We start from the raw sequence: 20,437 nt of genomic DNA, 5'->3' as shown, positions 1-20,437 counted from the left end.
ATAGCCTATGTCCCCTAGCCCCGCCGCGGCGGCCGACCACGCGGCCGTTACCATTACCAACTGCGACACCGAGCCGATTCACCTTCCGGGAGCCATCCAGCCCTACGGCTTTTTGCTGTGCCTCGACCCGGCCACGCACCTCATCGTGCAGGCCAGCGAAAACACGGCCACCCACGTGGGCCTGCCGGCGGCTGAGCTGCTGGGCCAGCCCCTAGGGCGCCTGCTGGGGCGCAGCCGCACGGCCGAGGTAACGGCGCTGCTGCCCACCCTCACCGAAACGGCGCGGCTGCTGGGCACCCGCCTAGAAGGCATTGCCGGGGCGCCCTTCTACAAGCTGGTGCTGCACCGCTTCGACAGGCTGCTGTGGCTGGAGTTTGAGCCGGTGGCCGAAACCGATACCAGCGCCAGCGCCCTCGACCTGTCCCGCCTCAACGAGGCCCTAGGGCAGCTGCTGACGGCCGACAGCGTGCTGGCCCTGTGCGAGTTGGCGGCCAAGCAGGTGCGCGCCATCACCGACTTCGACCGGGTGGCCATCTACCGCTTTGCCCCCGACGACAGCGGCGAGGTGGTAGCCGAGGCTACCGCGCCCGGCCTGGCGCCCTGGTTGGGGCTGCGCTACCCGGCCTCCGATATTCCGCAGCAGGCGCGGGCGCTGTACCTGAAAAACTGGCTGCGCTTCATCCCCGACGCCCGCTACCAGCCGGCGCGACTGGTGCCTACCTGCCCGCCCGGCCACGCCCGCCCGCCCGACATGACGTATTCGGTGCTGCGCAGCGTGTCGCCCATCCACCTCGAGTACCTGCACAACCTGGGCTCGGCGGCCACCATGACTATCTCGCTCATTGAAGATGGGCGCCTGTGGGGCATGATTACCTGCCACCACCTCACCCCTAGGCTGGTGAGCTACGAGCTACGCGACCTGTGCCAGTTTATCGGTAAAACGTTTTCTTCCCTGCTGAAAACCAAGCAGCTGCAAGATGGCTACGCCTACCGCCTAGGGGTGCAGGCGCGCCAAAGCCAGCTGCTGGAGCAGGCCGCCGCCCAGCCCGATTTACTGGCCGCCCTCACCCAGGGCAGCCCCACTTTGGCGGGCGTGTTCGACTGCGGCGGGGCGGCCGTGTGCTTCGAACAGCAGGTGGCCTGCGCCCAGGTGGGCACCACCCCACCCGCGCCCGAGCTGCACCGGCTGCTGGGCTGGCTGCGGCAGCACGCCCGCGGCGAAGTGTTTCACACCCATTCGCTGGCCGCCCACGATGCCGCCCTGGGCCAAGCCTTGCGCGCCACCGCCGCCGGTGTGCTGGCCGTGCGCCTCGCGCCGGGCTCCGACGACTTTTTGCTGTGGGTGCGGCCCGAGCAGGTGCACACCGTGACGTGGGCCGGGCAGAACGACAAGCCCCAGCAGCTGGCCAACGGGCAGCTTTTTCTCTCGCCCCGCCAGTCGTTTGAGGCCTGGAAGCAAACCGTGGAGCTGATGGCCGCCCCCTGGCTCGAGGTGGAGGTAGAGGCCGCCGTGGCCATTCGCCAGTTTGTGGCCGACCAACAGCTGCGCACCTTGCGCGAGGTGCAGGCCCGCGCCGAAGCTCTGCTACACCTCAACGCCGAGTTGGAGCGCAGCAACGACGAGCTGGACGCCTTCGCCTACGTGGCCTCGCACGACTTGAAGGAGCCGTTGCGCGGCATCCATAACTACTCCATTTTCTTGCTGGAAGACTACGCCGAGCAGCTCGACGACGAGGCCGTGCAGCGCCTGCGCACGCTGGTGCGCCTGAGCCAGCGCATGGAAGGCCTCATTGAGGGCCTGCTGCAGCTGGCCCGCGCCGGCCGCCAGGAGTTGAGCCCCGAGCGCGTGGACATGAACGAGCTGCTGGCCGAGGTGCTGGATTTGCTGCACCCGCGCCTGCTCGAAACCAACACCGTGGTAACGGTCGCCCCGCACCTACCGCCCGTGCAGGGCGACCGGGTGCGGGTGATGGAGATTTTTAATAATCTCATTGCTAACGCCACCAAATACAACGACCGCCCCACCAAGCACGTAAAAGTGGGACTAGCCCCGGCTGGCACCGTACCAGCTGGTGTTGAGCTAGATTTAACCGGCTTTCACCTCTTTTTTGTGCAGGACGACGGCATCGGTATCGACGCCCGGCACCACGACAGTATATTTAAGCTCTTTAAACGCCTGCACGGGCAAGACAAGTACGGCGGCGGCACCGGCGCCGGCCTAGCCATTGCCCGCCGCATGGTGGAGCGGCAGGGCGGCAGCATCTGGGTCGAGTCGGCCCGCGGCGAGGGCGCTACTTTCTACTTCTCACTGCCCCAAGCAGATTAGTTTATCACTCATCACTATTTAGGTACTCGCTATGCAACCGCTCAGACCCGTATTAGTCGTGGAGGATAACGCCGAGGATTTTAATGCTCTCGGGCGGGCTTTTCGTAAGAACGCGCTGCAAAACCCGGTGTTACGCTGCGAAAACGGCGACCAAGCTCTGGAATACCTACAGGGCTATGGCCGGGCCGTGGGCTGGCCCGCGACGCTGCCCGCCATTGTGATGCTGGACTTGAACCTGCCTGGCCTCGATGGCCGCGAGGTGCTGGATGTGGTGAAGCGCGACCCGCGCCTGCATGCCATTCCAGTCATTATTTTTAGCTCGTCGGCCAATACCCGCGACGTGGAGGATTGCTACTACCTAGGGGCCAATAGCTACCTTACTAAGCCAATTGAGTACGCGGCGCTGGAAGAAAAAATTCGCCTCATCATCAGCTATTGGCTGGACGCCACCGAGCTGCCCCGCCTGAACTAAGTTGCCTTTGCCGGGGAGTGAAAAAGATTTTATTGGTTGACGATAACGAGCCGGACCGGGTACTGTATAGGCGCTACCTGGGCCGGCAGCTGGGGCACGAGAGATTGGCATTGTGCGAGGCTACCTCGGGCGAGGAAGCCCTGGCGCTGTACGCCGCCGAGCGCCCCGACTGCGTGGTGCTGGACAACAACTTACCCGATTTTGACGGCATTGAGTTGTTAGCCGACTTGCAGCAGCTGGCGCGCCCCAGCAGCCCCTGCGTGGTGATGATAACGGGGGGCGGCAACGAGCAGCTGGCCGTGCAGGCCCTAAACGCGGGCGCCCTCGATTACCTGGTGAAGGGCCAGTTCGACCAAGAGCTGCTGTGCAAGACGGTGCTTCATGCCCTGGAAAAGCACGAGTGGCAGCAGTACGAAAACCGCTACCACGCCGAGCTGGGCGGCATCAACCAGCAGCTGCGCGACTCGCTGCACGCCCTCGACGCCTCGCGCCGCGAGCTAGCCGAGCAGGCCCGGCAGCTGCAAGCCGCCAACCAGCAGCTGGCCCGCACCAACCTCGACCTCGACAATTTCGTGTATGCCGCCTCGCACGACCTCAAGCAGCCGGTGAACAACCTGCGGGGCTTATTTGAGGAGTTGCGCCAAGCCAGCGTCAGCACCGACCCCGATACGGCCCTGATGTGGCGCCTTGTGGACGAGTCGCTGCACACGCTGAACGCCACTATCACCGACCTGGGCACCGTAGTGCAAGAGCAGCGCCAGCCCGGCACCACCCGCCCCCCCGAGCGGGTGGTGCTGGCCGAGGTACTGGCCGAGGTGCTCACTACCCTGCGCCCGCAGGTGGTGGCCGCCGGCGCCACCATCGAGGTAGATTTTGCGAGCTTGCCCGCTGTATGCTACGTGCCGGGCAGCCTGCGCACCATTTTACTCAACCTAGTAGCCAATGCGCTGAAGTACAGCCAGCCGGGCCGGCCGCCGGGCGTGGTGCTGCGCAGCCGCCACACGCCCGGCGGCCCTCTGCTGCAGGTGCAGGATAATGGCCTGGGCATCGACCTGGTACGCCACGGCCAGCAGCTGTTTCAGCTGTTTCAGCGGCTGCACCCCGAGGCAGCGTCCGGCACTGGCGTGGGGCTGTTTCTGGTCAACCGGCTGGTGCAGGCCCAGGGCGGCCGCATTGAGGTAGCCAGCCAACCCGGCCAGGGCACTCTATTCAGCGTGTACCTGGGCGATAGCAGCGCTTTAGGAGTGGCGAGGGCCTAGGGCAACCCTGGGCAGCATAGCTAGGCGCCGGGGAGCACGGAAGACGCCTAAACATAAGTGCCCGGTTCGGCTTATACTACCCGCCGCTCCCTAGCTCCTTATGCACTCCGAACCCACCTACCTGGCTGCCCGCATGGTAGCCCCCGAGCTGGAAGCCCACTTTGCCGACTACCGGGCGGCCGCCCTGGGCCGCGGGGCGCAGCAGCTGCCCCCCACCCCATCGGCGGCCCTCATCGAGGCCGTTATTGATATTGCCTTCTGGGCTAGCCTGCGCCGCGAGGAAGGCCGGCCGCCGCGCATCTCGTTGACCCTGCTCGGCCCGGCCGACACTGCCCAGCCCCTGCTATTTGGGCACCCGCTACGCCTCACGCCCGACAACCTCACCAAGCTGGCGCCGGCCGTGGAGCACCCCGGCATCCACCTGGGCGTAAGCTACGAGCCGGCCGACGGCAGCCTCTACGTGTGGGGCACCGTGAGCGAGGTGCCGCCGGTGGGCTTCGTGCTGGAAGTAGTAGAGCCTGGCCTACTGGTTGTTAAGCACCGCCGGGCCGATGGCTTTGGCAAATTTGTGAACGTGGCCGTGCTGCGCGGCGACCTGGTAAAGCTGGTGGACGAGCACAACGCCGGCCTGGCCGAGATGCCCGAGCTGCGCGACTCGCTGCCGCCCGACCCCGACCCCACCGCCCCAGTAGTGGTGCTGGTAGAGCTGGGCCGCGTCATGCGCACCCACGGCCGGGGGGCGCTGGTGCTGCTGGTGCCCCCCGGCTCCGACGCCTGGCAGGCTTCGCTGGTGCAGCCGCTTAGCTATCCCATCGAGCCCGCCTACCAGGGCGTGGCCGAGCTGCTGGCCGCCCCCGTGGCCCACGGCCCCGACTGGTCGGCCGAGCTGCTGCGCCACATTGAGATTATTGGCGGCTTCACGGCCGTGGATGGGGCCACCGTGCTCACCCGCGGCCGCCTGGCGCTGCTGGCCTTTGGGGCCAAGGTGGCCCGCCGCGACGGCAGCACCCCGGTAGAGGAAATGGTGCTGACCGAGCCCGTGCTGGGCAGCACGCCCCAGCGCATGCACCCGGCCAAGCTGGGCGGCACCCGCCACCTGGCCGCCGCGCAGTTTGTGCACGACCAGCACGACGGCGTGGCCCTGGTAGCCTCACAGGACGGCAACTTCACGGTTTTTCGCTGGTCGAAGGCTCTAGGGGTGGTGCACGCTCACCGCATCGACGTGCTACTGGTGTAGGGAAACGGCCAAATGGGAAAAGGGAGAAATAGGAGAATGTAAAAATGACTTTAGCGTTTGTTTTCCCATTTAGCCATTAGACTTGTTCCCAAATTAAACTGCCCGAAACAGGCGGTCATGCTGAGCTTGCCGAAGCAGCTCTACCGCGTAAGTAATCCTAACGTCAGAAGTTAGTTACGCAGTGGAGATGCTTCGACAAGCTCAGCATGACCGCCTGTTTCGGGCAGTTTAATTTAGGTCTATTCCCTTATGCCGGCTGACGCAACAGCCACGACACGGCGGTGGCCTCATCGTCGAAGGAGCGGTAGCGCAGCCCCGAGGCGGGCTGGGCGCTGGTAATGGCAGCGGTGGCCAGCCGGCTCAGCACGTGGCTCGATACCAGGATGGCCCCGTGGCGGTAGCCGCTGGTGCGCGCCTCGCCCGGCAGCCACTCCTGGCCTATCCAGTGCTGCTCCTCGGGCGAGAAAGGCACCAGGTTCGTTTGGTCGCCCAGCAGGCGGCTCCAGCCGCGCTGGCGCAGGTGCTGGCTCACGGCCCGCATCAAGGATTGGGTGTCAGTTAGTTGCCGCGCGTTTGCGCTCCACACCAGGCGTAAAAAGCCGGCAGAGTCGGCCAGCACCTGGCCGGCGGCATTTTCAAATAGCAGGGCGGGCGCTTGCTTGGCGGGAACCTTCATCGCCCTAAAAATAGGCTCAGTACCCGGCAAAATGATGAAGCCAGCCGGGTAGCCCACCGGGCCGGCACCCGGCTACGGGCGGCCGACCAACCAACCGAGCCCGGCTGGTCGTCACGAGAAAGGGCCGTAGCTGAGCAGTACGTAGCCATACCAGCCGGCAGCCCCGGCCAGCGCCAGCCAGCGGGCGCGGCGCGGCGGCCAGTGCGGCAGCAGGCCTGCCAGCAGGCACAGCACCAGGGGCAGCAGCGTGTAGGCCAGGCGCTCGGGGTAGTAGCCCAGCAGCGCAAAAAAACCTCCGAAGCACGCGAAGGTGAACGCCAGCGCCCGCCCTGGCAGGGCCGGCAGCAGCGCCTGGGCCGGGCGGACGCGGCGGGTACGCCACCAGGTGGCAGCCAGCAGCCCTAGGCCCAGCAGCAGCCACCCGGCTATCAGCTGCAGGCTACCCAGGTACTCGGCCAGCCGGCGGCCCACCAGGGCCAGGTAGCCGGCCAGGGGCAGGTGGCAGGCCTCCAGCAGCCACACCAGCTGGTGGTAGCGCACGGCCTCGTGGTTGTAGTAAGTGGTGCCGTGCAGGCGCAGCAGCCCTATCCACAGCAGCGTAGGGGCGGCAAACAGGGCCAGGCTCAGCAGCAACTGGCCGGCCAGCCGGGCCGAAAACCGCGCCGCGCGGGCCCTAGGGTGCACAAGCGAAGCAGCCCCCAGCCCGAACGCCAGCGCCGGCCAAGCCAGCCCAAAGCTGCCGTAGAGCAGCGGCAGCACCCCCAGAGCCGCGCTTAGGGCCGCTGCATAAAGCCAGCCGGGGGCTGGCCGACGGGCCACCCACAAGGCCAGCGCCAGGCAAAACAGGGGCACCAGAAATGCCAGCATCTGCTGGTGGGCAGTCCAGAAAAACGCCTTGGTAATGGGGTTAGCTACCAGCACCCAGGCTAAGGGCCAAAACACCCAGCGGCGCGCCGGACAGCCCGCCAGGGCCGCTACCAGCCAGCGCAATAGCCCCAGGCTGGCCAGCAGGGCCAGGGCATTCAGCAGCACGTAGCCGCCGTAGAAGCCCCAGTAGCAGGTCGTTTCGGGCCACCAAGGGGGCAGCAAGCCCAGCTGGCTACCTAGCCGCAACCCCGTCGCCAGCGGGTAGCCCACGGCCGTACCCAGCAAAATATAAAGGGGGCGCGACTGCCGTACTTCGCCCGGCCGCAGCAGCTGGCTGGGGTACCGGGCCGCGTCGATATAGCCCTGGCTATCGTGGTTCAGCACGAAGCCTAGGCCGGGCGCCACCCGCACGTACTCGCCCCAATACTCCACATCGGGCGCGCCCTGCGGGGCCGGCGATAGCCAGAGCGAGAATGCCGTGCCCAGCAGCAGGGCCAGCAGTAGCAGCCAGGTTTTCATACTGCCGCGGGCTGGCACGGTGGCTGAGGCAACTGGCCGGCCGGCGCCCAGGTAGCGGCACCCCCCACTTGCACTTGCCGCGCCAGCTCCGCCGAACTATTCATGCTCTAAAAGTAGCGCCTTCGCCCAGCAACTTGGGGCCGCGGCTGCCCTAGGCCCGGCGGCCGGCAGCCCACTCGGCCTACCGCCACGCCGTAGTGCCCCACTGCTTGTTCGGCTCGGGGCCCATGCGCAGCACCAGCGAGCCGCCCCGCAGCAGCTCGGCAGCCGGGAAGTTGAACGACCCTAGGGCCCGACCGTTGAGGGTGGCGCTTTGCACGTACTGGTTGCGACGCGAGGCGCTGTGGGCTTCTATCGTAAATTTCTGGCCGCGGCCGTAGCGCCCGCCCAGGTCGATTTCGACCTTGGGGTAGAGCGGGCTGCCGATTTCGTAGGTGGGCGCGGCGCTGGTGCCGCCGTCGGTTTGGAACAGCCCTAGGGCCGCCATCACCAGCCAGGCGCTCATCTGGCCCTGGTCCTCGTCGCCAAGGTAGGCGTTGCCCACGCCGTAGCCGTAGTAGCGGTCCAGTATCGAGCGGCTCCACTTTTGCGTCAGCCAGGGCTGGCCGGCCCAGTTGAAGAGGAAGGCGAAGTGCATGGACTGCTGGTTGCCCTGCACCACGGGGTAGTTCCAGTACTGGTCGTTCATGCCGTTGTAGCGCCAGGGCTCGCTGGCCCGGAAGCCCCAATCGAGGCGGTCCACGAAGGTTTTTTGACCCACTTTGCGCACCAGCGCGGGCACATCCTGCGGCACGAAGAAGGTAAGCTGCCATGCGTTGCCCTCCACATATTCCTCGTTGGCGCCGCTGCGGAAGGGGTCGAAGTTTTTGGTCCAGCGCCCATCGCTGTTCTTGAGGTGGCAGAAGCCGGCGCTGTCGATGGCGTGCTGCCACCACGCGCCGCGGGCGTTGAAGGTGGCGTACTCGGCCGGGTGCCCTAGGGCCCGCGCCAGCTGCCCCACCGTCCAGTCGTCAAACGAGTACTCCATGGAGTTCGAGAAGCGGCCCTGGTCGGCGGGCACGTAGCCGTGCTGCTGGTAGGCCACCAGGTCGCGGTTGCCGGCGAAACCGCTGTAGACTTTCTGGGCCGGCGTGGTTTGCATCTTCACGGCGGCGGCCAGCACCTTGGGCGCGTCGAAGTCGCGGATGCCCATCTGGTAGGCCGACACCAGCAGCGGTATTTCGTGCTCGGCCACCATCACGGGCACGTAGTTCAGGCCGGCGGGGCCCTTGGCCAGCCAACCATAGGCGTCGTACATCGCTAATTCCGAGTTCACCCAGCGGCTGCTCCACTCGGGCAGCACCAGGTTCCAGACCTGGTTGAGGTTCCAGAAGGTGTTCCAGAACGCGTCGCATCCTAGGGCCACATCGCCCGGCCGGGGCAGGCGGTGCACGGCGCCATCGGTGCCGCGCCACTCGCCGCTGAGGTCGCTCCAGGTGTTGCGGCTGCACACCGAGCGGTAGAGCGCGTTGTAGAAGCGCATTTTTTCGAGCCGGTTGGTCGTCGTGATGCGCACGCGGCCCAGCAGCTCGTTCCAGGTGCGGCGCTGGTTTTGGCGCACGGCCTCGAAGTTCCAGCCGAAGGGCTTGGTCAGCTCGGTTTCTAGGTTTTGGCGGGCGCCGGCCAGGCTCACCAGCGAGAGGCCGGTGCGCACCTGCACCACCGGCTGCCGCTGCGCGTCGAACTCGGCAAACAGGCCCGCGTCCTGGGCATCCAGCGCCACCAGCGAGTCGGCGCCGTAGCGCGCGCGGCCGTTCAGCCAGGTGCCCAGGCGGCGCATGGGCTGGTCGAATTCCACCACTACGTGCAGGGTGTAGTCCTGGTCGGCGTCGTGGCTCCACACGCCGGGCGAAAACTGGTGCACCACGCCCTCTAGCCGGTAGGGGCTGATTTTCTTGAACTTGACGTTTTTGAGCTGGTAGTCGTACTCGGCCGGAATGTGCAAGTCGAGCAGCACGCGGGCGCTGTCGCGGCCCTTCGGGAACGTGAACCGCTCCAGCCCGCCGCGGGTGGTGGCCGTCAACTCGGCCCGGATGTCGTAGTCGGCCAGCTGCACCTTGTAGTAGCCGATGGGCGCGGCTTCGGTCTTTTTGTCGATGCGCGAGCGGTAGCCCGAGCCGGGTTGCAGCTCGTCGCCGATGCTGGTTTTGAGCGGCCCGTTGGTGGCGAACACCCCGAGGCCCGCCATGGTCCACTCGTGGAGGTGGCTGAACGTGCCCACGCTCTCGTAGCTAGGCTGGTAGCCGGCCTGCCAGCCGCTATTTTGGTTGTCGGGGCTCAGCTTCACCATGCTGAAGGGCATCCAGGGGCCGGGCGCTATCATCCAGCGCGAGTGCGCCGTTCCGAGGCGCGTATCTACGTAGTCGGCGGGCGTTTGCAGGGGCTGCGCGGCGCGGCGCACGGTGCCGGCTTGCACCACGCGGCCGTCCAGCAGCACCTGGTAGCGGCTGGTGCGGGCGGCGGCCACGGCCGGCATCGGCGCCTCAAACTCGTAGTCGCCCTGCTCCACGGCCTCGCTGAAAATGGGGCGACCGTCGAGTTGCACTTGCAGCGTGGGACGGCCGCTGAGGTGGTGCACGGCCACCAGCAGCGGCTGCCAGCGCCGGCCCTGGGCGGCCAGCTCGTAGGCCGTGGGCTGCACGCGTTGCACCAGCGCCGGGCCGGGCGGCGCTACGGCCGCGCCCCTAGGCCCCACCAGTCGCACCTGGTCAAAGAGCACCCAGGAGCCTTCCAGCACCGTGATAACCACCTTATTGCCGCCCCGCCGCAACACGCCCTTCGCCACCGGAATATCCAGCACGTAGGGCGTGGCACTGGTCAGGTTGCCGACGAGGCTGGCCGTGTCCACGGGTATTTCTTGCAGGCTGGGCCGGGGCTGCCGGCGCCGGTCGTGGCCGGGCGCGGTCAGCTGCACCTTCACGTCCTGGTCATTGATGCTGACTTTGAGCAGCGGCAGAAACTTCTTGGCGTAGTCGGCCAGCCGCACCTGCAGGTGGTAGCCGCTAGCCGCCGGCTCGGTGCCCAGCGCGAACCCTAGGGCCACCTGGTTGGTGCGCCAGCCGGCCGTGCCCCAGGTGCCGCCCCAGGTATCGGCCGGGCCGGGCAGCACGTAGGGAAAGTCGCGTTTCGGCTGCGAGAAGCCCACCACGTACAGCTTGTCCTCGTAGCCGAAATCATGCCCCACGAACTGCCGGAACCCCGCCGGCGCCAGGGCAAACTCGGCGCCCGAGCGGTCGGCCGCGCCTACCTGCCAGATAATTGTATTCGGCGGGGCCTGGGCCCGAAGCCCTAGGGTACTCATACCAAATGCCAGCAGCAGCAACAGCCTGGATATCATGCGCGGAGTGGGAAAAGGAGGGGCCGCAAGCTACTAGCAAAACTGCGAGCGGAGTGCCTAGGGCCGCCTGTCCAAAAGCGCATTTGAGTGCTGCTAAGAATCTTTCCAGAACGTCATGCTGAGCTTGCCGAAGCATCTCTACCACGCCCCTAGGGTATCGTTCGGTAGAGATGCTTCGACAAGCGGACGCCAGATGAGCATAACCATCTTTTTTCTCTCAGGACCCCTACTCCACCAGCTTCTGCTCCCGGATTTTGCGGTCGAGCAGCGGCGAGGTGCCGGGGCCGGCCTTGCGGGCGCGCTGCCAGGCAGCTACCGCGCCGCTGTGCTCGCCCAGCTGCCAGAGCACGTCGCCGTAGTGCTCCAAAATGCTCGGGTCCTTGGTGGTTTTGAGGGCGTGCTCCAGGTTTTCCTTGGCGCCGGCGTAGTTTTTCTGCTTGTACAGAATCCAGGCGTAGGTATCGAGGTAGGTGTCGTTGTCGGGAAACTTAGCCACTGTGCGGCCCGACATTTCTTTGGCCTTGTCCAGCTTCTCGCCGCGCAGGCTCAGGTAGTAGCTATAGTTATTCAGCACGCCGTAGTTGGTGGGGTCGGCGGCCAGGGCGGCGTCGTAGGCCGCGTCCGACTTGGCGTAATCCTTCAGCTCGTTGTACACATCACCGAGCTGCGCGTCGAACTGGCTTTGCTGGTCGGTGCTGCCGGCGGCCAGGCGGCGGCCGTGCTCGAGGGCCTGCACCGCCCGCTGCGGTTGGTGCTTCAGCGAGTAGCCCACGCCGTTGAAAAACCACAGCGGCGCCTGATTGGGAAACACTTCTAGGGCCTGGTCGGTGTGGCGCACCAGCGAGTCGGGCTGGTTCAGCTCGGCGTCGAGCACGGCCAGCTGCTGCCAGAGCTGGTACTTACTTTTGTCGTAGCGCAGGGCGTGCAGGTAGCTGTCGCGGGCCTCGCGCCGCTTGCCGGCCGTGGCCTGAATGTCGCCCGCCATGCTGTAGGCCTTCGCCTCTTGGGGGTGGCTGCGCACGGTAACGGCGGCCAGGTCGAGGGCCAGCGGCGTCACCTTGGGGTCGGGCAGCTGCTTGAGGTAGCCCACCAGAATGCGCATGGCCTGGTCCACATCCAGCGAGGGGTTTTCGAGGGCCAGGCGCAGGTGCTTCTCCATTTCGGGCTGCTGCTTCTGCTGGCGGTAGATGTCGGCCAGCACCAGGTGGGCCTGGGGCGACTGCGGGTCGAGGCGCAGGGCCTGCTCGGCGGCGCGCTGAGCGTCGGGCAGGCGATTGTTGGCGGCGTACATCTCGGCCTGGGCCAGCACGTAGCGCGGCTCGGTGGGGTTCGAGGCAATCAAGTTTTCGCCCTCTTTTAGGGCTAGGGGCAGGTTGTTTTGGCGCAGGTATATCTGCTGCTTCTTAAACGAAATCTCGTCGAGCGCCCCAAACTGCGCCTGGGCCTTGTCGAGGGTAGTCAGCGCCTCGGGCAGCTTATTTTGGGCAATGTAGAGGTCGGCCAGCTGAAACAAGTAGCTGCCCGAGTTGGGCACTTGCTGCACTAGGCTAGCGTAGGTGGCGGTAGCGGCGTCGTACTGCTTCTGGCTGGCTTGGGCCTGGGCCAGCAGCAGGTAGTAGTAAGGGTTTCTGGCGTCGAGGTGCACAGCGGCCTCGGCGTAGTTGGTAGCGTCGCGCAGGTTGCCGCTCAGCAGGTTAGCCTCGGCCAGCTTGTAGTTCACGGCCGCGTTGTCGGGCATCAGGGTATAGGCGCGCAGCAGGCGCTCCAAGGCCTTGGTGTAGTCTTCCAAGATGACGTACTTCACCCCGTCCACGTACAGCGCCTCGGCCAGCTCGCGCTCCTTGGGCGAGAGCACGGCGGCGGCTGTTTTCTTGGCGTCGTAGGCCACTTTCTGGGCTAGCTCGCGCCGCTCCTTACGGCTCAGTTTCACGGGCTTGCGCTGCCCGCTGACCGAATCGGGCCGCCCGGCCGTTTGGGCCCAGCCGGCCGTGGCCGACAAAAGTATCCAGACCCCAAATAGTACCTTACGCATAGCAGCTTGCCGACTAGGGGGCCGGCACATGAATATAAAGACGTATAACCAATAAAGTCGTCGACTTATTTTTAAGCACCTTTTTTTGGGGAGTTTGGTTCACTACTCGCCTGTATGCGCGGCATCAGCCCGCTTCAGCTATGGCGCGGCGCAAAGCTAAGGCCGCACTTCTACCCAGCCTTGGTAGGCCGTGTTAGTGGTGGCCTGGCGCAGGTGGTAGTAATAGAGGCCGGGCGCGGCCTGCTCGCCCCATTCGTGGCGGTAATCAGCCGCCTGGTACACCTGCTGGCCCCACCGGTTATACACCAGTAGCTGCCAGCCCGTGCCAACGAGCCCCGCCACGCGGAAACGGTCGTTGAGTCCGTCGCCATTGGGCGTGATAATGTTTGGCAGCAGCAGGCACGACTTAGTGGCGATGCGCCGGGTGGCCGTTTGGCTGGTGCAAGCGCTGGCTACGGTCAGGCTGTAGCTCCCGGCTTGCTGCACGGCCAGCGTAGCGCCCGCCGACCCGTCGGACCAGCGGTACGTGACGCCGCGCAGCGTAGGGGCTCGCAGCAGCAGCTGCGCCCCTTCGCAGAGGGTAGTATCGGCCCCGAGCGAGAAGGCCGGCAGCACCGGCGAGGCCAGCACCCGTAGCCGGGCCTGGGCGGTGCAGCCGCTTGGGTAGGTGGCAACTACCGTATAGAGTCCGGGCTGGCTGACGGCGATGGTGGGGGTAGTAGTCCCCGTGCTCCACTGGTAGGCGCTCGCTCCGGTGGTGGTAGCGGCCAGCGTCAGCGGCGTTCCGGCGGCGCACAGCACCGAGTCGCCCGCAATGGTGAGGCTGGCGGCGAAGGCCGTTACCTGGTGCTGGGCCGTGCGGGTTTGCCCATCGGCAAAGGTGACTACCACGCTATAGGTACCGGGCTGCGTGACGCGTAAGGTGGGCGTAGTGGCGCCGGTGCTCCACTGGTAGGTAGCCGCCGCCGGGATGGGCACGGCCGTCAGCACTACCGCGCCGCCTGGGCACAGCACCTGCTCGCCCTGGATGGCTAGCTGCGCGCCACTCGTAATTTTTACCACCCAGTAGTCCGCATTTCCACGTGAGGCCTCGCTTTTGTCAGCGCCCGCCCCCGAGTAGGAAGCGCCGGCCAGCAGGTAATTGCCGTCGGCTAGCTGCTGCAAGCTCACCAATTCCTCGCTGCCCGTGCCGCCAAAAGCACCATCCCACTGCTGCTTACCACTGGCGTCGAGCTTCACCACCCAGTAGTCGTAGCCTCCGCGGCGGGCCTGGGTTTTATCGCCCCCAATACCACCCCTGGTTTTGCCTCCCAGTAGGTAGCCGCCGTCGCTGGTTTGGCACAGGCCCCCTAGGGTATCGCCCACGGTCGTGCCCACCCGCTGGTCCCACTGGCGCTGGCCCTGGGCATCAAGCTTCACCACCCAGTAGTCGATGCCCCCGCGGTTGGGCTGGGTTTTATCGCCCCCCACCTCCGAGTCGGTGTGCCCGCCCAGAATGTAACCCCCGTCGCGCGTTTGGTGGGCCGTCACGAAGTAGTCCAGCCCCGGTCCCCCTACTACCTGGTCCCACTGCACCTGGCCCTGGGCGTCGAGCTTCACCACCCAGTAGTCGAGGTAGCCGCCTTTGCTGGGCTTAGTTTTGTCGCCCGATACGGGCGAGGCAGTGGAGAAACCCGCCAGGTAGCCGCCGTCGGCGGTTTGCTCGATGCTCCGCAGCTCGTCGGCGTTGGTGCCCCCTAGGGTGCGGTCCCACTCCTTGCGGCCATTGGCGTCGAGCTTCACCACCCAGCCATCGGCTCCGCTAAAGCCATAAGGGTTAGCGCTTTTATCGCCCGATATTTTCGAAAAGGAAGAGCCCCCTAAAATGTAGCCCCCATCGGCAGTTTGTTGCAGGGCGTATAGTAAGTCGTGGTCGTTGCCGCCTATGCGCCGGTCCCACTGCTTGTTTCCGTTGGCGTCGAGTTTAACAATCCAGTAATCGGCCCCGCCCTTGCTAGCTTCCGACACGCTGCCCGACCGGGACGAATACGCGAAGCCCCCTAGGATATAGCCGCCATCTTTCGTCTGCTGCAAGCTGCGCAGCACGTCGTAATCGTTGCCGCCGTAGGTTTTGTCCCACTGCTTCTTCCCGCTGGCATCGAGCTTAACAACCCAATAGTCATTATTGCCATTAATATCCTGGGTTTTATCGCCCGAAGCCCCGGAATAAGAATACCCGCCCACAACCGACCCGCCGTCGGTAGTGGCGGCAATGGCATAGGGAAAATCGGCATTGCTGCCGCCCAGCGTACGGTCCCAGACCTTGGTAGGTGCTTGGGCCCAAGCACTTAGCGCCAGCAAATAGCTTAGTAAATAGAAGTAAAATGCTCGCATACGCTGCGTTGAAAAGTAGTAAGCGCACTACTAGGCAAAGCTACTGCCCTAGGCCATTAAAAAAGCGGCGCAGCTCCGTCAAGAGCTGCGCCGCTTTTATTATCACAAACCTCTAGCTGCTAGGCAGCTCACACCTTGAGCACGTTAAAATCACCCAGGCTCAAATCCTGCGGGTGGCCGTTCACGATGGCGCTGTTGCCCACCATCGAGTTGGCGATGTTGGCGCTGTTCACCGTGGCCGCGCCCTGCACGATGGAGTTACTAATGCGCGAGTCGGTGATGCGCGCGCCGGCGCTGATGCTCACGTGCGGGCCCACCACCGAGTTGGTGATGGTGACACCCTCGCCCACGTACACGGGCTCGATAATGACTGAATGCTCCATGCGTAGCGACGCCGATACCAGTTCTTCGCCGCGCTCCTGCAGGTATTCCAGGTAGCGCTGGTTGGTGTATACGGTAGCGTCCTTATTGCCGCAGTCGAGCCACTCCGTCACCTGGCCGGGCACGAAGATGGTGCCCTTGTTCTTCATGTTTTCCAAGGCGTTGGTGAGCTGGTACTCGCCCTTGTCCTTAATGTCGTTGTCGAGCAGGTACTGCAGCTCCTCACGCAGGTAGGCGCCGTCCTGGAAGTAGTAGATGCCGATAATGGCCAGGTCCGAGACAAAGGTTTCGGGCTTTTCTACGAAGTCGGTAATCTGACCGGCGTCGTCGAGTTTCACCACGCCAAAGGGCCTAGGGTCGTCTACGCGCTGCACCCAGATGGTGCCGGGCACCGAGCTATCCAGCTTAAAATCAGCCTTGAACAGCGTATCGGCAAAGGCTACTACCAGCGGGCCGGTCAGCGAGTCCTTGGCGGCCAAAATGGCGTGGGCCGTCCCTAGGGGCTCGTCCTGGTAATAAATCGAGCCCTTGGCTCCTACCGATTCGGCAATGGCGACCAGGCTTTTCTCCACTGCCGACCCAAAGCGTCCGATGATGAAGGCCACCTCATCCACCGGCTCGCCGCACACGCGGGCAATATCCTCCACGAGGCGCTGCACAATGGGCTTGCCGGCAATCGGAATCAGGGGCTTGGGAACGGTGAGCGTGTGGGGGCGCATGCGCTTGCCCATGCCCGCCATGGGAACGATAATTTTCATAGGTGCTTGGTTGGGGGAAATTGGGGGGAAGATGCTAGCAATACTGCTGCCGGGGTATTTGGTTGCCGGGGTGCGCCTAGGGCCAACCGGGCGAGTTGGCGCTGAAAAAGATGGCACAAAGATGAAGGCCCTGGCCCATACTCCAATGTCTAGCCTTCGCCGTGCAGCAGCTCTACCAGGGTGGCCGGGTCGGCGTTGCCCCCGGTGAGCACCAGCACGGTGTGCTGGCTGGGCGGCAGGCTGGCGCGGTGGCGCAGCAGGGCCGCCAGCGGCAGGGCGGCGGTGGGCTCGATTACCAGACGGGCTTCGAGCAGCAGGCGGCGGGCGGCGGCGCGCAGCTCGGCCTCGCTCACGGTCACGATGTCGTCGGCGTATTGGCGCAGGTGGGCCAGGGTCAGCTCGCTCACCGACAGCGTGCGTACCCCATCGGCCAAGGTGCGGCCGGTGTCGGCAGCGGCCCATTCCACCACCTGCCCGCTGCGGTAGGAGGCCTGGGCGTCGGCGGCCAGCTCGGGCTCCACGCCAATGACTTTTACGCTGGGCTTCAGCAGCTTGAGGGCGGCGGCCATGCCGCCCAGCAGGCCACCGCCGCCCACCGGGGCCAGCACCAGCTCTACCGTAGGCAGGGCCTCCACTATCTCCAGCCCCACGGTGCCCTGCCCGGCTATCACGTAGGCATCGTCGAAGGGCGGCACCAGCACCGGGGGGGCGGGCGCGGCGGCCAGCAGGCGGGCGGCCACGGCCTCGCGCTTTTCGTGAGCGGGGTCGTAGAGCACCACTTCGGCCCCTAGGGCGCGGGTGGCGGCTATCTTCACCTGGGGCGCGGTGGTGGGCATCACGATGGTGGCGCGCAGCCCCAGCTGCCGGGCGGCATAGGCCACGCCCTGCGCGTGGTTGCCGCTGCTGTAGGCCAGCACGCCGCGCTCGCGCTCGGCGGGCAGCAGCGCCACCAGGCGGTTGCCGGCGCCCCTAATCTTAAATGAGCCAATGGGCTGCAGGCTTTCGGGCTTCAGGTACACGTGCTCATCCGGCAGCTCGGATAGCTCAAAGGGTAGCAGCGGGGTGGTGCGGGCCAGCCCGCGCAGCCGCTCGCGGGCCTGCTCGATGTCGGCCAGGGTCACTAGGTTCATGGGGCGAAAGTAGCGGCAAGCGCCTAACTCCCTAGGGCCGCCCGGCGGTCACAACCGCGCAGGCGGCTTCCGCGTTAGCCAGCGCACCGCTTACTTTGTCCCTATGAACTACTTCAATCAAGCCGAACTCGATATTCAAACCCTGTTTACGGCCACCAACGAGGGTTTCCGCGGCGACAGCAGCGTAGCCGGCTCGCATCTGCAAGCCTGGCTCGACGCCCTGCATGGCCAAAACAGCAACGCCCTGCGCCCCATTACCGAGGAGCTGCAAGTCCTCGGCGAAGCCATCAACCGCAACGACGCGGCCGGGATGGGCAAGGCTTTCATAAATTTAGGCAACCTCACCAGCCAGGCGGCCCTAGGGTTGCACAGCTTCGCCGGCCTCGGCGATAAGCTGCGCGAATTGAGTCAGAAACTAGCCTCGGCCGGCGGCAACATGATGACCATTGCCCAGCACCAAGGGCACAGCCACTAAATCTGAATCGCAGATTAAACGGATTTAACGGATTGCGGGGATACGCCCGCTGCGCGGGCTGACGACGCAGACGGCGCGCATCGCCACATTATTCGCGCTGCTACCCTAGGGTCAGCAAAGCAAGTAAAGGCATCACGCCGTCCGCGTCGTCAGCCCGCGCAGCGGGCGTATCCCCGCAATCCGTTAAATCCGTTTAATCTGCGGTCCCGGTACTGCCGTAGCCGCCGGCGCCACGGGCGGTTTCGGTGAGAGTTTCGGCTAGCTCCCACTCCACAGTTTCGTGGCGGGCCACCACCAGTTGGGCCACGCGCTCGCCGTCGCGCACCTCAAACGGCTCGTTGGAGAGGTTGACCAGCAGCACTTTAATCTCGCCTCGGTAGTCGGCGTCGATGGTGCCAGGGCTGTTGACGATGCCGATGCCGTGCTTGAGGGCCAGGCCGCTGCGGGGGCGCACCTGCGCCTCGTAGCCCGCGGGCAGCGCCAGGCTCAGGCCCGTTGGGATGAGTGCCCGCTCCAACGGCCCTAGGGTGACGGCGCCGGCTGGCAGGTTAGCGCGCAAATCGAGGCCGGCCGACTGCGCCGTTTGGTAAGCTGGTAGCGGGTGCCGCGAAGAATTTAAAACAGGGATAGTGAGCATATAGCTGTTTTGCTGAGACAAAAGCACGTCCTGCTGCGCTCGGCGCAGCTTTTCTCCCGCACAACTGCCCTAGGGGCGACATGGGAGAGAGACTGCGGCAAGCGCAGCAGGACGTGCTATCACGACTACAATTAACTGCTTTACAGCGCCGCCAGCTCGCCGCGCACAAAATCGACTAGCTGCTGTAGGTACTCGGTGCTGAAGTCGAAGCGAATGCCGGCTGCCTCGTACACCTCGCCAATGGGCACGGTGTAGCCTAGGGCCAGCGCCCGCTGGTAGCCGGCCAGCGCGGCGGCAGGGTCTTGCCGGAAGTTGCGCCACACGGCAATAGCCCCGAGTTGCGCCATGGCATACTCGATGTAGTAGAAAGGCACTTCGTAGAGGTGCAGCTGCTTCTGCCACAAGTAAGGCAAGTATTTTTCCAATCCTTCCCAGCTTACGCTGCGCTGGTTGAATTCCCGGAAAATTTCCGTCCAGCGGGCGTGGCGCTCGGCCTCGGTATGGGTGGGATTTTCGTACACCCAGTGCTGAAACTTGTCGATAGTAGCCACCCAGGGAAAGGTTTCGAGCACGCTTTCGAGGTGGATTTTCTTAGCGCGGCGCAGGTCGGCGGGATTTTCAAAAAACACGTCCCAGTGGTCCATGCTCATCAGCTCCATGCTCATGGAAGCCAGCTCGGCCACCTCGCTCGGCGGGTGCTTATCGGCCCCTAGGGGCAGGCGACGCGTCAGGAAGGAATGCACGGCGTGGCCGCCCTCGTGCAGCATGGTCACTACGTCGCGCAAGCTGCTGGTGGCGTTCATGAAGATGAACGGTACGCCCGTTTCGTCGAGCGGATAGTTGTAGCCCCCGGGAGCCTTGCCCTTGCGGCTTTCCAGGTCGAGGTGGCCCATCTGGCGCATGGTGCGCAGGCAGTCGCCCAGAAAGGGGTCGAGGCGCTGAAAGATGGTTATCGTTTTCTCCAGTAGCTCGGCGCCGGTGCTGAACGGGTGCAGCGGCGGCTGGCCGCTGGGGTCCACGTCCAGGTCCCAGGGGCGCAGGTTTTCCAACCCTAAGCGCTGCCGCCGCTGCTGGTCAAACTCGCTCGTGAGCCCCACCACCGTGGCCCCGATGGCTGAGTGGAAGTCGAAGCAGTCCTCGGCCGTATAGTCGAAGCGACCCAGGGCGGCAAACATGTAGTCGCGGAAGTTGGGGAAGCCCGCGTTCAGCGCCACCTGGTGGCGTAGCTGCACCAGCTCTGTATACAGCGCGTCGAGCGCCTGGCTGTCTTGCAGGCGGCGCTCCTGCACGGCCCGCCAGGCCTGCTCGCGCACGGCCCGGTCGAGGCTCTTCAGCAAGTCGGCGGCGCGGGGCAGGGTCAGCTCTTCGCCGCCGAGCGTCACGGTCATGCCGCCCACGGTGGCGGCATACTGCTGCTGCTTGGTAGAGATGTCGGTTTTGAGGGCAATATTCTCCTCGCGGTAGATTTCCGACGCCCGGCGTACCGAGCGCAGAAATACCCCGTAGCGGCCGGGGTCGAGGCCTGCCAGAAAAGGCGAGCGTAGCAGCTTCTCGTTGAGGGCGTGGTCGTAGGGCGCCATCAGGGGTTCTATCTCCTGCACAAAGAACTGAAACCCTTCGGCGTGAGTAGCGTCCTGGGTGTCGCACGTCATGCGGATGTAACGCCAGGCCAAGTCCTCACTTAGGGCCGCCTCCAGCTCCGAGCGGTCGAGCAGCCAGCGCTCCAGGGCGGAGGCATCGGGCACGGAGCGGTGCTGCAGCTCTTGGCAAAAAGGCTCCAGCGCCGCCCAGTCAGTTACCCGAAAATCCTCCGGGAGGTAATGGCGGGGCGCACGGGCGGTATCGGTAGCCAGTGAGGTAGGTGGGACGTCAAGCTCGGAAAAAACCATAGCTGTAGTTTACGACACAAGTATGAGGAC

General features: G+C 65.1%; 14 protein-coding genes. 5 read left to right on the top strand and 9 right to left on the bottom strand.

Annotation, left to right across the window (positions count from 1 at the left end; all coding sequences use genetic code 11):
• Positions 1–7 precede the first annotated feature (7 nt).
• The 4 genes from HHL22_RS15240 to HHL22_RS15225 all read left to right on the top strand — a co-directional run bounded on the left by HHL22_RS15240 (position 8) and on the right by HHL22_RS15225 (position 5,294).
• Positions 8–2,326 carry an ATP-binding protein gene (locus HHL22_RS15240; protein WP_169532196.1) on the top strand — a complete coding sequence of 773 codons (2,319 nt, stop codon included), beginning with the start codon at positions 8–10 and terminating at the stop codon, positions 2,324–2,326.
• Positions 2,327–2,357: 31 nt separating this feature from the next.
• Positions 2,358–2,798, top strand: a complete 441-nt coding sequence (locus tag HHL22_RS15235; RefSeq protein ID WP_169532195.1) for a response regulator — start codon at positions 2,358–2,360, stop codon at positions 2,796–2,798.
• A gap of 17 nt (positions 2,799–2,815) precedes the next feature.
• Positions 2,816–4,057, top strand: coding sequence for a sensor histidine kinase (locus HHL22_RS15230; protein ID WP_169532194.1), 1,242 nt, complete (start codon positions 2,816–2,818; stop codon positions 4,055–4,057).
• A gap of 100 nt (positions 4,058–4,157) precedes the next feature.
• Positions 4,158–5,294, top strand: a complete 1,137-nt coding sequence (locus HHL22_RS15225; protein ID WP_169532193.1) for a putative sensor domain DACNV-containing protein — start codon at positions 4,158–4,160, stop codon at positions 5,292–5,294.
• 247 nt (positions 5,295–5,541) lie between these two features.
• On the opposite strand, the gene HHL22_RS15220 is transcribed toward HHL22_RS15225, so the two are convergent.
• The 7 genes from HHL22_RS15220 to HHL22_RS15190 form a co-directional block, all read right to left on the bottom strand.
• Positions 5,542–5,970: a hypothetical protein gene (locus tag HHL22_RS15220; protein ID WP_169532192.1), complete on the bottom strand. Its 429-nt coding sequence runs from the start codon at positions 5,968–5,970 to the stop codon at positions 5,542–5,544.
• A gap of 111 nt (positions 5,971–6,081) precedes the next feature.
• On the bottom strand, positions 6,082–7,356 hold the full coding sequence (locus HHL22_RS15215) for a hypothetical protein (RefSeq protein WP_169532191.1): 1,275 nt from the start codon (positions 7,354–7,356) through the stop codon (positions 6,082–6,084).
• A 181-nt stretch (positions 7,357–7,537) separates the two neighbouring features.
• Positions 7,538–10,732: a GH92 family glycosyl hydrolase gene (locus HHL22_RS15210; RefSeq protein ID WP_169532190.1), complete on the bottom strand. Its 3,195-nt coding sequence runs from the start codon at positions 10,730–10,732 to the stop codon at positions 7,538–7,540.
• A 226-nt stretch (positions 10,733–10,958) separates the two neighbouring features.
• Positions 10,959–12,764, bottom strand: a complete 1,806-nt coding sequence (locus HHL22_RS15205) for a tetratricopeptide repeat protein (protein WP_241738108.1) — start codon at positions 12,762–12,764, stop codon at positions 10,959–10,961.
• Between the two features lie 156 nt (positions 12,765–12,920).
• On the bottom strand, positions 12,921–15,104 hold the full coding sequence (locus HHL22_RS15200) for a gliding motility-associated C-terminal domain-containing protein (protein ID WP_169532188.1): 2,184 nt from the start codon (positions 15,102–15,104) through the stop codon (positions 12,921–12,923).
• Between the two features lie 161 nt (positions 15,105–15,265).
• Entirely contained in the window at positions 15,266–16,276 is a 1,011-nt protein-coding gene (locus HHL22_RS15195) for a sugar nucleotidyltransferase (RefSeq protein WP_169532187.1), read from the bottom strand.
• 149 nt (positions 16,277–16,425) lie between these two features.
• Positions 16,426–17,406 carry a threonine ammonia-lyase gene (locus HHL22_RS15190; RefSeq protein ID WP_169532186.1) on the bottom strand — a complete coding sequence of 327 codons (981 nt, stop codon included), beginning with the start codon at positions 17,404–17,406 and terminating at the stop codon, positions 16,426–16,428.
• 103 nt (positions 17,407–17,509) lie between these two features.
• On the opposite strand from HHL22_RS15190, the gene HHL22_RS15185 reads away from it, so the two are divergent.
• The gene (locus HHL22_RS15185) at positions 17,510–17,881 is read left to right on the top strand and encodes a hypothetical protein (protein ID WP_169532185.1); all 372 of its coding nucleotides are present in this window, start codon (positions 17,510–17,512) and stop codon (positions 17,879–17,881) included.
• 193 nt (positions 17,882–18,074) lie between these two features.
• Here HHL22_RS15185 and dut read toward each other — a convergent pair whose 3' ends face one another.
• The gene (gene dut / locus HHL22_RS15180) at positions 18,075–18,518 is read right to left on the bottom strand and encodes a dUTP diphosphatase (RefSeq protein ID WP_169532184.1); all 444 of its coding nucleotides are present in this window, start codon (positions 18,516–18,518) and stop codon (positions 18,075–18,077) included.
• A gap of 140 nt (positions 18,519–18,658) precedes the next feature.
• A complete protein-coding gene (locus HHL22_RS15175) occupies positions 18,659–20,407 on the bottom strand; it encodes a M3 family oligoendopeptidase (protein ID WP_169532183.1) in 1,749 nt (582 codons plus the stop codon).
• Between the last annotated feature and the right edge of the window lie 30 nt (positions 20,408–20,437).

This window comes from Hymenobacter polaris, from assembly GCF_012927305.1.
Classification (GTDB): domain Bacteria; phylum Bacteroidota; class Bacteroidia; order Cytophagales; family Hymenobacteraceae; genus Hymenobacter; species Hymenobacter polaris.
The sequence above is the reverse complement of the archived record's forward strand: the minus strand, read 5'-3'. Positions and strand labels throughout refer to the sequence as shown.